At 70.4% G+C, this 11,308-nt stretch carries 13 protein-coding genes; 8 read left to right on the forward strand and 5 right to left on the reverse strand.

The annotated features are described in order from the left end of the window. Positions 1–173 precede the first annotated feature (173 nt). From ACFU7D_RS25540 to ACFU7D_RS25555, 4 genes are all read right to left on the reverse strand, one after another. Entirely contained in the window at positions 174–1,016 is an 843-nt protein-coding gene (locus ACFU7D_RS25540) for a phosphotransferase family protein (protein ID WP_378872674.1), read from the reverse strand. A gap of 118 nt (positions 1,017–1,134) precedes the next feature. Next, positions 1,135–1,707, reverse strand: coding sequence for a histidine phosphatase family protein (locus ACFU7D_RS25545; protein ID WP_378872677.1), 573 nt, complete (start codon positions 1,705–1,707; stop codon positions 1,135–1,137). 46 nt (positions 1,708–1,753) lie between these two features. Then, positions 1,754–1,933: a DUF5703 family protein gene (locus tag ACFU7D_RS25550; RefSeq protein ID WP_160028907.1), complete on the reverse strand. Its 180-nt coding sequence runs from the start codon at positions 1,931–1,933 to the stop codon at positions 1,754–1,756. 124 nt (positions 1,934–2,057) lie between these two features. Beyond that, complete coding sequence (locus tag ACFU7D_RS25555) at positions 2,058–3,008, reverse strand: aldo/keto reductase (protein WP_378872679.1); 951 nt, start codon at positions 3,006–3,008, stop codon at positions 2,058–2,060. A gap of 121 nt (positions 3,009–3,129) precedes the next feature. On the opposite strand from ACFU7D_RS25555, the gene ACFU7D_RS25560 reads away from it, so the two are divergent. From ACFU7D_RS25560 to ACFU7D_RS25575, 4 genes are all read left to right on the forward strand, one after another. Continuing rightward, entirely contained in the window at positions 3,130–3,954 is an 825-nt protein-coding gene (locus ACFU7D_RS25560) for an undecaprenyl-diphosphate phosphatase (protein ID WP_378724351.1), read from the forward strand. A gap of 19 nt (positions 3,955–3,973) precedes the next feature. Then, positions 3,974–5,245, forward strand: a complete 1,272-nt coding sequence (ilvA, locus tag ACFU7D_RS25565) for a threonine ammonia-lyase IlvA (RefSeq protein ID WP_378872681.1) — start codon at positions 3,974–3,976, stop codon at positions 5,243–5,245. A 5-nt stretch (positions 5,246–5,250) separates the two neighbouring features. Next, positions 5,251–6,435 carry a hypothetical protein gene (locus ACFU7D_RS25570; RefSeq protein ID WP_378872683.1) on the forward strand — a complete coding sequence of 395 codons (1,185 nt, stop codon included), beginning with the start codon at positions 5,251–5,253 and terminating at the stop codon, positions 6,433–6,435. Between the two features lie 116 nt (positions 6,436–6,551). Next, positions 6,552–6,785 (forward strand): hypothetical protein, encoded by a 234-nt coding sequence (locus tag ACFU7D_RS25575; RefSeq protein WP_378872685.1) that lies wholly within the window; start codon positions 6,552–6,554, stop codon positions 6,783–6,785. An 8-nt stretch (positions 6,786–6,793) separates the two neighbouring features. Here ACFU7D_RS25575 and corA read toward each other — a convergent pair whose 3' ends face one another. Beyond that, the gene (gene corA, locus ACFU7D_RS25580) at positions 6,794–7,774 is read right to left on the reverse strand and encodes a magnesium/cobalt transporter CorA (RefSeq protein ID WP_378872687.1); all 981 of its coding nucleotides are present in this window, start codon (positions 7,772–7,774) and stop codon (positions 6,794–6,796) included. A 55-nt stretch (positions 7,775–7,829) separates the two neighbouring features. On the opposite strand from corA, the gene ACFU7D_RS25585 reads away from it, so the two are divergent. The 4 genes from ACFU7D_RS25585 to mshC are packed head-to-tail and all read left to right on the forward strand — an operon-like array spanning position 7,830 to position 11,239. Further along, positions 7,830–8,582, forward strand: a complete 753-nt coding sequence (locus ACFU7D_RS25585) for a histidine phosphatase family protein (protein ID WP_378872690.1) — start codon at positions 7,830–7,832, stop codon at positions 8,580–8,582. A gap of 2 nt (positions 8,583–8,584) precedes the next feature. Beyond that, positions 8,585–9,184 carry a DUF3090 domain-containing protein gene (locus tag ACFU7D_RS25590; protein ID WP_378872692.1) on the forward strand — a complete coding sequence of 200 codons (600 nt, stop codon included), beginning with the start codon at positions 8,585–8,587 and terminating at the stop codon, positions 9,182–9,184. After that, a complete protein-coding gene (locus ACFU7D_RS25595; RefSeq protein WP_378872695.1) occupies positions 9,171–9,974 on the forward strand; it encodes an SCO1664 family protein in 804 nt (267 codons plus the stop codon). Before ACFU7D_RS25590 ends, ACFU7D_RS25595 begins: the two co-directional genes overlap by 14 nt. Positions 9,975–10,006: 32 nt before the next feature. Continuing rightward, positions 10,007–11,239, forward strand: coding sequence for a cysteine--1-D-myo-inosityl 2-amino-2-deoxy-alpha-D-glucopyranoside ligase (gene mshC / locus ACFU7D_RS25600; protein WP_378724366.1), 1,233 nt, complete (start codon positions 10,007–10,009; stop codon positions 11,237–11,239). The last annotated feature ends 69 nt before the right edge of the window (positions 11,240–11,308 follow it).

Genomic DNA, 11,308 nt, shown 5'->3' on the forward strand with positions numbered 1-11,308 from the left:
CCGCGCCCCTGGCGCCTGTTCTGGCGGGCCCCCCGCGGCTGGGTTTTGGGTCCGCCGGGGCCGACTCGGCGGGGGATTCGGTCAGAACGGGCCGACTCGGCGGGGGATTTGGTCAGGACGGGCCGACTCGGCGGGGGATTTGGTCAGGACGGGCCGGGTCGGCGACGGGGTGGTCAGGGGAGGAGGGTGGTGAGGGTCGCTCTGCTCAGGGCGGCGACCTCGGCGTGGCCGGTGCGGTGGGCCCAGGCGGCGACGGAGATGGCGTCGCGGACCTGGAGGCGGTGCCAGGCCTCGGGTTCGCGGGGGTCGGAGCCGTAGCCCTCGAGGAAGGCCTTCTCGAAGGTGTCGTCACGGACGAAGTCCTGCGCGGAGAGCCGGGAGAGGTCGTAGAGGGCCGGACGGAAGCCGAAGCGGCCGGAGTCGATGACACGCAGGATGCCGGCGTCGACGACCCAGCTGGTCGGCTGCCAGTCGCCGTGGGTGGGGACGAGCACCGTGGTCGGCGTCGGCCAGGAGGTGATCTCGGTGCGAAGACGCTCGGTGAGGTCGGTCTCGAGACCCGCCTTGTCCAGTGCGGCGAGGGCGCGCTCGTCGAGCTCCGGCTCGTAGTCCTCGTCCTCGACGCTGGCCTGGCCGTGGAACGTCGCGAGCAGCTCACCCGCCTGGCGGTAGATCTCCGGGTCGTGGATGGCCGTCGACGTGCTCGCCGGCTCGCCGTCGAGGTGGATCATCACGATGATGCGGGCGTCCAGGTCGGCCTCGACGAGGCTCGGCGCGCGGCCGGCGTCGGTCCAGGGGGCCAGCCAGCTGCGGTGGGCCGCGAGCTCACGGTCGATGTGGCGTACGCCTTCCACCGTGGTCTTCACCAGGAACCGGTCCTCGCCGGCGGAGAGCACGAGTGCGGTGGTGCCGGCGCGGTGCAGTGCGCTGCGGTCGGTGACCACCTCGGCTCCGGGGAGCCACTGGTCGAGGAGGTCGCGCTGGGTGGGGGTCAGGGTGTCGAGTGCCGAGATCACGGGCGGATCCTGCCAGCGCCGAGCAGGCCCCAGCTGCCGTGTCGCGGCGACATGTCCATGTTGTTGGCGCCTTGTGGGCGCGGCTTATCCAGATCGGCCCAGATCGGCCCGGATCGGCTCAGATCGGGAGGATGACCTCGGCGTTGAAGGTCTCCACGACGGGCTCGCCGGCGAGGTTGGGACCGATACTGGTGAGAGTCGCGTTGCCGATCGGGCCGATCCGCATCCAGGTCGCCGGCGGGGCGTTGAGCACCTCGCGTACGAACCAGGCGACCACGAACGCGTGGGTGACCAGCACGACCTCCTCGTCGTGGCGCTCGAACCAGAGCCTGTGCCAGGCGGCGGTGAGGTCGGCGCCGTCGAGGTCCCCCTCGGCCTCGGGTACGTCCTCGAACCACTCCCAGCGGTGGGTCGGGTAGTCGCCACGACGCTCCGGCGACGGCACCGGGGTGCGGTCGGCGAGAAGGTCGGAGGGGACCGGCCCAGCACCCAGGTTCTCGGTGAGGATGGAGGCCGTCTCGGTCGTACGCCGGCTCGGGCCGTGCAGGACTTGGCGGACCGGACGGAACGCGAGTCGGTTGGCGAGCGCCTGGACCTGCTGTCGGCCGAGGTCGGAGAGGCCGGGGTCGGAGTGGCCGGGGTCGACGGTGTCCCCGCCGGCGGCTTCGCCGTGGCGTACGAGATGGATCACCCGCAGGACCCTAATATCTGGACGCGCGAGGGGCGCGGAGACGCGCTCAGACGGTGAGCCGCTGCCGGATGATCTTGCGCCGAAGCGTCACCCGGCGGGTGCCGTCGGCGGTGATCCGGACGCGGTCGAGCTCCCAGCCGCCGTGCTCGGCGCGCTCGACGAGGAGCTTGGTGACGATGTTGCGGGAGAACTCACGCGAGAAGATCACCTTGTCGTACTCCCACATCACTCCAGGACGAGGCGGACGGCGTTCGGCTCGGGCCAAGGCGGCACTCCTTCTGATGGACTACTCAGGAGAACCAGTGTGCCGGAAGAGATGTTCCCGCGTGGTGGTGTTTCGGCAGCGAGAGTCAGACGGCGGAGACGTCGTCGAGGGCGAGCGCGATCTCGGGCGGGAGAGTGAGGTCGGCGACCTGCAGGGCCTCCTTGAGCTGAGCCGCGGTGCGCGCCCCGAGGATCGGTGCGGTGACGCCCGGCCGGTCGCGCACCCACGCCAGCGAGACCTGCAGTGGCGTCCACTCCAGGCCTTCGGCGGCCTTGGCGACGGCGGTGACGATCCCGCGGGAGCGCTCGTCGTCGAAGGCGTCCACCCGGGCCGAGAAGTTCGGGTCGGCGCCGCGGGAGTGCGTCGGGATGCCGGTGCGGTACTTCCCGGTCAGCACGCCGCCGGCCAGCGGCGACCAGGCCAGCAGGCCCATCCCCAGCGCCTCGGTGGCGGGCAGCACCTCGTACTCGATGTCGCGGGCCAGCAGCGAGTACTCCACCTGAGTCGAGGCCAGCGTCGCCCGACCTGGGACGGCCCGCTGCCAGGTCGCGGCCTGGGCGGTCTGCCACCCGCTGTAGTTGGAGACGCCGACGTAGGCGGCCCGGCCGCTGCTCAGTGCCATGTCGAGCGCCGTGAGGGTCTCCTCGAGCGGCACATCGGGGGACCAGACGTGCACCTGCCACAGGTCGACATGGTCGACGCCGAGCCGCTTCAACGAGGCGTCGAGGCCGGTCAGCAGGCCACCGCGAGAGGTGTCCACGCCCCGGTTGCCGCCGCGCCAGGTGATCCCGCCCTTGGTCGCCAGGACGACCTCGTCACGAGCCACGACACGCTCCTGGAGGAGAGAGCCGAGCAGTGCCTCCGAGGCACCGTCGCCGTAGCCGGCGGCGGTGTCGACCAGCGTGCCGCCGGCCTCGGTGAAACCGGCCAGCTGCTCGCGGGCCTCGTGCTCGTCGGTCACGCTGCCCCAGGTCATGGTGCCCAGGGCGAGAGACGAGACTCGCAGCCCAGTGGCTCCGAGGAGTCGGCTCTGCATGAGACCAATCTATCCGTGCCCGCGGCAGGGCCCCGGCCGGACACGCTGGCAGTGACCGCGGACACACCGACGGGGAGGCAGCCGTCGGGTGCGGCGTACCTGCCCCTTAGAGTTTCCGCCCGTGGATTATCTGCAGGCGATCGCACTGGGCATTCTTCAGGCACTCACCGAGTTCCTGCCCATCTCATCCAGCGCGCACCTGCGCATCTTCCCCGAGCTGCTCGGCTGGGGAGATCCCGGCGCGGCCTTCACCGCCGTGATCCAGATCGGCACCGAGCTGGCCGTGGTGTTCTACATGTGGCGCAACATCCGCGACATCATCGTGACCTGGTTCAAGAGCCTCTTCAACGCCGAGCTGCGCAGCCACACCGATGCCCGGATGGGCTGGTTCATCATCGTCGGCTCGATCCCGATCGTGGTGATCGGATTCGTGATGAAGGACATCATCGAGCACGACCTGCGCAGCCTGTACGTCGTCGGCACCATGCTCGTCGTCATGGGCATCGTCCTCGGCGTCGCCGACCGGCTCGGCGCGAACCGCAAGCAGTTCGACGACCTGTCCTGGCGCGACGCGATCCTGATGGGCTGCGCCCAGGCCTGCGCTCTGATCCCCGGCGTCTCGCGCTCGGGGGCCACGATCTCGATGGGCCGCGCGCTCGGCTACGAACGGGCCACCGTGACCCGCTACGCCTTCCTGCTGGCGCTGCCGGCGGTCTTCGGTGCCGGTCTGTTCGAGATGGGCGAGATCGCCCATGGCGCCAACCTCTACGGCTGGGGTCCGACGATCGTCGCCACGATCGTCTCCTTCGTCCTCGGCTACGCCGTGATCGCGTGGCTGCTGAAGTACCTCTCGCACAACACCTACACCCCGTTCGTGATCTACCGGGTCGTCCTCGGGCTCGTGGTTCTGGCGCTCCTCGGCGCGGGAGTGCTCACCGAGTGGTGATCGTGACAAACTCAGGGACGTGTCTGCTGCACTCGATCCCTCCGGCGGCAAGAAGCCTGCCGTAACACCCGCTGCCATCGAGGAGGCCGCCGCGCGCACGATCGCCACGCGCACGGCGGTCGAACGCTCGGTCAGACTCTCGGAGAGGTACGCCGCCGAGGTCCTGCTCAAGCGGGAGGACCTGCAGCTCGGGCGCTCCTACAAGGTCCGGGGCGCCTACAACCTGATGAGCTCGCTCACGCCCGAGGAGCTGGAGCGCGGCGTCGTGTGCGCCAGCGCCGGCAACCACGCGCAGGGCGTCGCGATCTCCTGCGCCCGCCTCGGGGTGCCCGGCCACATCGTGGTGCCGACGAACACGCCCAAGCAGAAGCGCGACCGGATCACCGCCCTCGGCGGCTCCCACGTGACGCTGACCCTCCATGGCTCGACCTACGACGAGGCCTCGGCCTACGCCTACGAGCTCGGCCGCGGGCTCGGGGCCACCTACGTCTCCGCCTTCGACGACCCGCGCACGATCGCCGGTCAGGGCACGGTCGGCTACGAGCTGACCTCCCAGATCGGCGAGCCGCTGGACGTCCTGCTGCTGCCGGTCGGTGGCGGTGGGCTCGCCTCGGGCGTGGCGACCTGGGTGCGCGAGGTCTGGCCGCAGACCCGGATCATCGGGGTCGAGCCCGCGGGCGCCGCCTCGATGGCGGCTGCGATCGAGGCCGGCGGGCCGGTCCGGCTGGACACGCTGGACACGTTCGTGGACGGTGCCGCGGTCGCGACCGCGGGGAAGGTGACGTACCCGATCGTCAAGGAGTACGTCGACGACCTCGTCTCCGTGCCGGTCGGCGCGATCTGCGTGGAGATGCTCGAGCTCTACCAGACCGAGGGGATCATCGCCGAGCCCGCGGGTGCGCTCGCGGTGGCCGCCCTCGGGCAGATCGACCTGCGTGGCGCGACGCGCATCGGGGCCGTCCTCTCCGGCGGCAACAACGACGTCTCGCGCTACGCCGACGTGCTCGAGCGCGCCCTGATCCACCAGGGTCTGCGCCACTACTTCCTGGTCTCGTTCCCGCAGGCTCCCGGCGCGCTGCGCGGCTTCCTCGATGACGTCCTGGCCGACGGCGAGGACATCGTCGTCTTCGAGTACGTCAAGAAGTCCAACCGCGAGCATGGGCCTGCGCTGATCGGTATCGACCTCGACTCCGCCGACGGCCTGGACGGGCTGCTCGCGCGGATGGGCGACAGCGACCTGGTCATCGAGCGGATCGAGCCGGACTCGCCGCTGTTCACCTTCCTGCACTGATGCGCATGTCCGCCAAGGTCGCCATGGCCGGTGTCGTGGCTGGTGTCGTGGCCGTCTCGGGGTGCTCCGGCAAGGCGGTCGATGCCGGCGGCGATCCCGACCGGATCACCCACCGCGCCGTCGCCGCGGTCGCGCTCGAGCATCTACCGACCGAGACCTCCAGCCGGGCCGCGTCCTACACCTCCGAGTCGACACCTCCCGAGCTGGTCTCGGTCGACCTCCGCTACGGCGCCGACGGCGAGTACGACGGCGACCTGGTCAGCGTCGCCGTCTCGGCCCAGCCGCCCGAGGACGGCGGCGCCTGCACAGCTGAGGGCGGGCAGCACTGCGTCGACCTGCCGACCGAGGTCGAGGGCGCCCAGATGCAGCTCCGCTGGACCGATGAGGAGCCCGAGGAGGACCCCGGCGTCGTCGGGATCGTGCTGCTGCGCGACGGCGGGGAGACCGCCTCGATCGGCTACTCCGGCCCGACGATCACCGGCGACCCGCGCAAGCTCGACATGCCGATCGGCGTCGAGAAGCTGGTCGCCGTCGTCGAGGACCCACGGCTCCGCTACCAGGCGACCTCCACGACCCGCGCGCTCGGTGAGGAGCTGGACGACTGGGAGGGCGGCGAGCCTGACCCCGATGCGTACGAGCTGGTCCGCAACACCGACCACGGCATCGCCCAGGCCTATGTCGGCGGCCGCGGGGGTTATGGCTACTACCAGGGCGTCATCCGGTCCCCGCTGCGCGAGCGGTTCGGCCCCGAGGCCATCGGCGGTCGACTGCTGCAGCGCTCCTCACCTGACTTCACGGGCATGCCGGACGCCGACATCGACGTCCTCGCCGCGCCTTCCCCGCCCGCCTGGATGACCCGCGAACCCTGCTCGGCACCGATGCTGCGTACGCACTGTGTCGCCACGAAGGGCAAGCGTGGCCCGCTGGTCTTCGCCTGGAAGCCTGCCAAGGGTGAGGATCCCGGATGGGCCTGGATGATCTCCATGCGCAAGGACGAGGTCGTCGCGGTGCGTTACCAGGGTCCGCCGATGCCGGCTGCCTACGACGACGCCGCGATGCTCACCGAGTGGTACCAGGGGGAGCAGCTCGACGCGCAGGGCGGTGAGGGCGAGTCGGAGTTCGCCGACGACCTGTCCCTGTGGTGCGACCGGGAGCATCTCGACGCCCGCCCGGTCAAGCAGCTCGACTAGAACCAGCCCGACCTGCCGGTCCGGATACTCGCATGGGTATTCGTCTCGTTTCGGCTGTTGAGATCAGTTTCCCGATGGGACCTCCTTGTTGCCTGCACGTGGAAAACTGGCGGGCGATGAGTAGCACCGAGCACCACATCGCGTGGCTCGAAGCGAAAGCCGATAAGTACGTCGAAGACGCCAAGGTCTTCACGAGTGCCAGGACCAGCGACCTTCAGGTCGGCGGACTCTCGGGGGAGCAGTGGGCCACCGTGTATCGAGCCGTGGCACATGAGCTCCAAGAGTGCGCGCGAGAGTGCGCACGCGAGGCCGCGGAGAAGCAGCCGCGCGGCTGGTGGCGCAGAGGGTAGTGAAGCGGTCAGAACCAGCCGGACTTGCGGAAGAAGATCCACAGGCCGGCCATCACCGAGGCCATCAGGATCAGGGCGAACGGATAGCCGAAGGTCCAGTCGAGCTCGGGCATGTGGGTGAAGTTCATCCCGTAGACGCCGGCGATCAGGGTGGGCACCACGACCATCGCCGCACCCGCGGAGATCTTGCGCATGTCCTCGTTCTGCTGCAGCGAGAGCTGGGCCAGGTGCGCCTCGAACGCGGAGGAGAGCAGGGTGTCGAGGTTCTCGACGGTCTCCGCGATCGAGGAGAGGTGGTCGAGCACATCGCGGAAGTAGGGGCGCAGGTCGGGGTCGATAGCCCCCTCGCCGGTGGCGAAGCGGCGCACCGGCTCCCGCAGCGGCATCACCGCCCGGCGTACCTCGGCCAGCTCCCGCTTGAGGCGATAGATCCGGGCGGAGTCCCGGGTGCGCTCGTTGGAGAAGACCGAGGTCTCGACCTCGTCGACATCCTCGGTGAGGCCGTCCATGACGCGTACGTAGCCGTCGACGATGTAGTCGACCACGGCGTAGACGGCCGAGTAGCTGCCCTCGGTGAGCAGCTGCTCCTCGCTGGTCTCCAGCAGCTCGCGGGCCGGCGCGAGGCGGGAGCCTCGGCCGTGGCGGACGGTGATGACGTAGTCGGGGCCGATGAAGAAGGCGACCTCGCCGGTCTCGACGGCGTCCTCGGCGTCGACGTACCAGAGCGTCTTGACGACCAGGAACATCCCGCCCTCGTAGCGCTCCAGCTTGGGTCGCTGGTGGGCGGTGAGCGCGTCCTCGACGGCGAGCGGATGCAGCCCGAACGCCTCGGCGACCTCGTCGAGCTCGTACTGGCTGGGCTGGTAGAGCCCGAGCCAGACGAAGTCGCCCTCCTCCCTCACGCCGCTGCGCAGCGACGCGTAGTCGTGGGGCGCGCAGTCGGTCTTGTCGCGCTCACCGGCGCGGTAGAGAGCGCTGTCGACGATCACATTGTCAGGTTAGGGCATGTGGGCCGCTCCCCACGGTGTGGATAGGGTCCCCGACGTGGCGACGATGATCCTGGTGAGACACGGCCGTACGACGGCGAACGCATCCGGCACCCTGGCCGGCCGACTTCCCGGGGTGAGGCTGGACGAGCGCGGCCGGGAGCAGGCGAGCCGAGCGGCCGAGCGGATCGCGCCGGTGCCCTTGGCGCTTGCCGTGACCAGCCCGATGGAGCGCTGCCAGGAGACGCTGTCGGCGATCTTGGAGGGCCGCGCCGAGCAGCCGCCCGTCGTCGTCGAGGACGGCGTCTCCGAGTGCGACTACGGCGAGTGGCAGGGGGAGAAGATCACGACGCTGGCGCGGCGCAAGCTGTGGAAGACGGTGCAGACCCAGCCCTCCGCCGTCACCTTCCCCGGCGGCGAGTCGATGGCCGCGATGCAGGCCCGAGGAGTCGAGGCCGTACGCCGCCACGACGCCACCGTCACGGCGGCCCACGGGGACGCGGCGGTCTGGCTGTGCGTGAGCCACGGCGACCTGATCAAGTCGATCCTGGCCGACGCGCTCGGGATGCACCTGGACCTCTTCCAGCGGCTTCACGTCGACCCCGCCTCGATCTCGGTCGTCCGCTACGGCGAAGGGCGTCCCTCGGTCCTGGCGACGAACACGCACGACGGCGATCTGTCCTGGCTGGCGCCACAGGGCTCGTCCAAGAGGGCGCCCGCGAAGAAGGGGCGCAAGTCGCCGCGACGCCGCAGCGACGACGCCGTCGTGGGCGGTGGCTCGGGTCCTGAGGCAGGTCTGGATAAGGTTTGACCATGCCTGTGATGCACGCCTTCGACCCGCCCGAGCGATTCGTCGTCGGCACCGTCGGTGAGCCCGGGGCGCGTACGTTCTTCCTCCAGGCGCGGGAGGGAGCGCGGGTCGTCTCCGTGGCCCTGGAGAAGCAGCAGGTCACGGTGCTCGCCGAGCGGCTCGACGAGCTCCTCGACGAGGTGATGAAGTCGGCGCCCGCCGTGGTGCCGGCGATCGCGCCCTACGACCTCGACGACAACGGCCCGCTGGAGCAGCCGATCGAGGAGGAGTTCCGGGCCGGCACGATGACGCTGGCCTGGGACCCCGACGAGGACATGGTCGTCCTCGAGGTCTTCCCGATCAGCGAGGTCGAGGTGATCGCCGAGGTCGACGAGTCCGGCAGGCTGGTCGACGAGGAGACCGAGATCGAGCTGGAGGAGGCCGAGCCCGACGAGGTGCTCCTGGTGCGGATCGCCCCGCGCAACGCCCGTGCCTTCGTCAAGCGGGCCGAGGCGGTGCTGGGCGCCGGACGCCCCAACTGCCCGTTCTGCGGCAGCCCGATCGACCCCGAGGGACACCTGTGTGTGCGGGCGAACGGGTTCAAGCGGCGTGACCCGGTCTGATCCTGTGGATCCGGCTCCGGAGATCGCGCCCAGTGCCCCCGAGAACGACGGGACCCTGGAGCTCGTCGGACGGCTGACCACGGCCTCCAACGCGACGTTCCTGGCCATGCTCGGCGAGTCCGAGGTGGTCTACAAGCCGATCGCGGGGGAGCGGCCGCTGTGGGACTTCCCCGACGGGCAGCTCGCGCACCGCGAGGTCGCCGCCCACCTCGTCTCGCAGACGCTGGGATGGTCGGTGGTCCCCGAGACCTGGCTCGGTGAGGGGCCGCACGGCCCGGGGATGATCCAGCGGTGGGTCCATGCCGACGAGAGCATCGAGCCGGTCACGATCGTGCCGGAGGGGGCGGTTCCCGACGGCTACCTGCGGGTCTTCGACGGCTTCGACGAGCAGGACCGGGTCGTCACCCTGGCCCACGAGGACACGCCCGGGCTGCGACGGATGGCGGTCTTCGACGCGATCACCAACAACGCCGACCGCAAGGGCGGTCACGTCCTGCCGGTCTCCGGCGGGCGCCGATACGGCTGCGACCACGGGCTGACCTTCCACGAGGAGCCGAAGCTGCGCACCATCCTGTGGGGATGGCGGGGGCAGGGCTTCTCCGACGAGGAGCTCTCCGGCATCCGGGCGGTCCACGCGGGGCTCGCCGGTGCGCTCGGGCGGGAGCTGGCTGCGTACCTGACGGGTCGGGAGGTCGACGCGCTCGGCCGGCGCTGCGAGATCCTGCTCGCCGAGGGCGTCTTCCCGCGGCCGGAGTACGACCGCCATGTCATCCCGTGGCCGCCCTTCTGAGACACGTGGTCCCCGCCAAGTAGGCTGCACCCATGCGCGCATGGTCTGCACCCGAAGTCCCAGAGCTGTCCGTCAACGGACCCGAGGTGCAGCTCTATGACCATCAGCGGGACGCTGTCGTCCCGACCCAGGGTCAGGGGCGGCGTTCGCTCTACGTATGTGGCATCACGCCCTACGACGCGACCCACATGGGCCACGCCAACACCTACGTCGCCTTCGACCTGCTCCACCGGGCCTGGCTCAACGCCGGCCACGAGGTCGGCTACACGCAGAACGTCACCGACGTCGACGACCCGCTGCTCGAGCGCGCCGACAAGGTCGGGATCGAGTGGGAGGCGCTCGCCGAGCGCGAGACCGAGCTCTTCCGCCAGGACATGGAGGCGCTGCGGGTCGTGCCGCCGCAGCACTACATCGGCGCGGTCGAGTCGATCCCGCTGGTGCTCTCGCTGATCGGCGAGCTCGAGGAGGCCGGTGCGATCTACAAGGTCGACGAGGACGTCTACGCCTCGGTGGCCGTCGACGACGCGTTCGGCGAGGAGTCGCGCCTGGGACGCGAGGAGATGATCGAGCTCTTCGGTGAGCGGGGCGGCGACCCCGAGCGGGCCGGCAAGAAGGACCCGCTCGACCCGCTGCTGTGGCGCGCCGAGCGTCCTGGCGAGCCGTCCTGGCCCTCGCCCTACGGTCCCGGCCGCCCCGGCTGGCACATCGAGTGCACCGCGATCGCCCTGGAGCACCTCGGCGCCGGATTCACCGTCCAGGCCGGCGGCTCCGACCTGGTCTTCCCGCACCACGAGATGTCCGGATCGCACGCGCGGTCGGCGGGCAAGGACTTCGCCGAGATCTACACCCACGGCGGGATGGTGGCCTACGACGGCCACAAGATGTCCAAGTCGCGCGGCAACCTGGTCTTCGTCTCCGCCCTGCGCAACTCCGAGATCGACCCGATGGCGATCCGGCTGGTGCTGCTCGGCCACCACTACCGCGACGACTGGGAGTGGACCGACGCCAAGCTCTTCGACGCCGTCGACAAGGTCGCCGAGTGGCGTAAGGCCGTCGCCCTCGGTCGTGGCGCCCCCGCGGCCCCGGTCGTCGAGACGGTCCTCGGTGCCCTGGCCGACGACCTCGACGCCCCGCGTGCGGTCGAGGCCGTCGACGCGTGGGTAGCCGCCACCCTCGGCGCGGGCGGTCTCGCCGAGACCTCCGACGCTCTCGCCGGGGAGACGATCTCCAAGGTCGTCGACGCGGCGTTGGGCATCAAGCTCTAGCCGGCCCCCGCTGGTCGAGCCGCCGGAGCCGCTAGGCGGAGGCGTGTCGAGACCAACACGGTCCCATCG

It is taken from the genome of Nocardioides sp. NPDC057577, assembly GCF_042801335.1.
GTDB lineage: Bacteria > Actinomycetota > Actinomycetes > Propionibacteriales > Nocardioidaceae > Nocardioides.

What these genes read in the sequence shown, in the direction of transcription:
- mshC (WP_378724366.1), top strand. Translation starts at nt 10,007, where the DNA reads ATGCGCGCATGGTCTGCACCCGAAGTCCCAGAGCTGTCCGTCAACGGA.
- ACFU7D_RS25590 (WP_378872692.1), top strand. Translation starts at nt 8,585, where the DNA reads ATGCCTGTGATGCACGCCTTCGACCCGCCCGAGCGATTCGTCGTCGGC.
- ACFU7D_RS25575 (WP_378872685.1), top strand. Translation starts at nt 6,552, where the DNA reads ATGAGTAGCACCGAGCACCACATCGCGTGGCTCGAAGCGAAAGCCGAT.
- ACFU7D_RS25555 (WP_378872679.1), bottom strand. Translation starts at nt 3,008, where the DNA reads ATGCAGAGCCGACTCCTCGGAGCCACTGGGCTGCGAGTCTCGTCTCTC.
- ACFU7D_RS25570 (WP_378872683.1), top strand. Translation starts at nt 5,251, where the DNA reads ATGTCCGCCAAGGTCGCCATGGCCGGTGTCGTGGCTGGTGTCGTGGCC.
- ACFU7D_RS25550 (WP_160028907.1), bottom strand. Translation starts at nt 1,933, where the DNA reads ATGTGGGAGTACGACAAGGTGATCTTCTCGCGTGAGTTCTCCCGCAAC.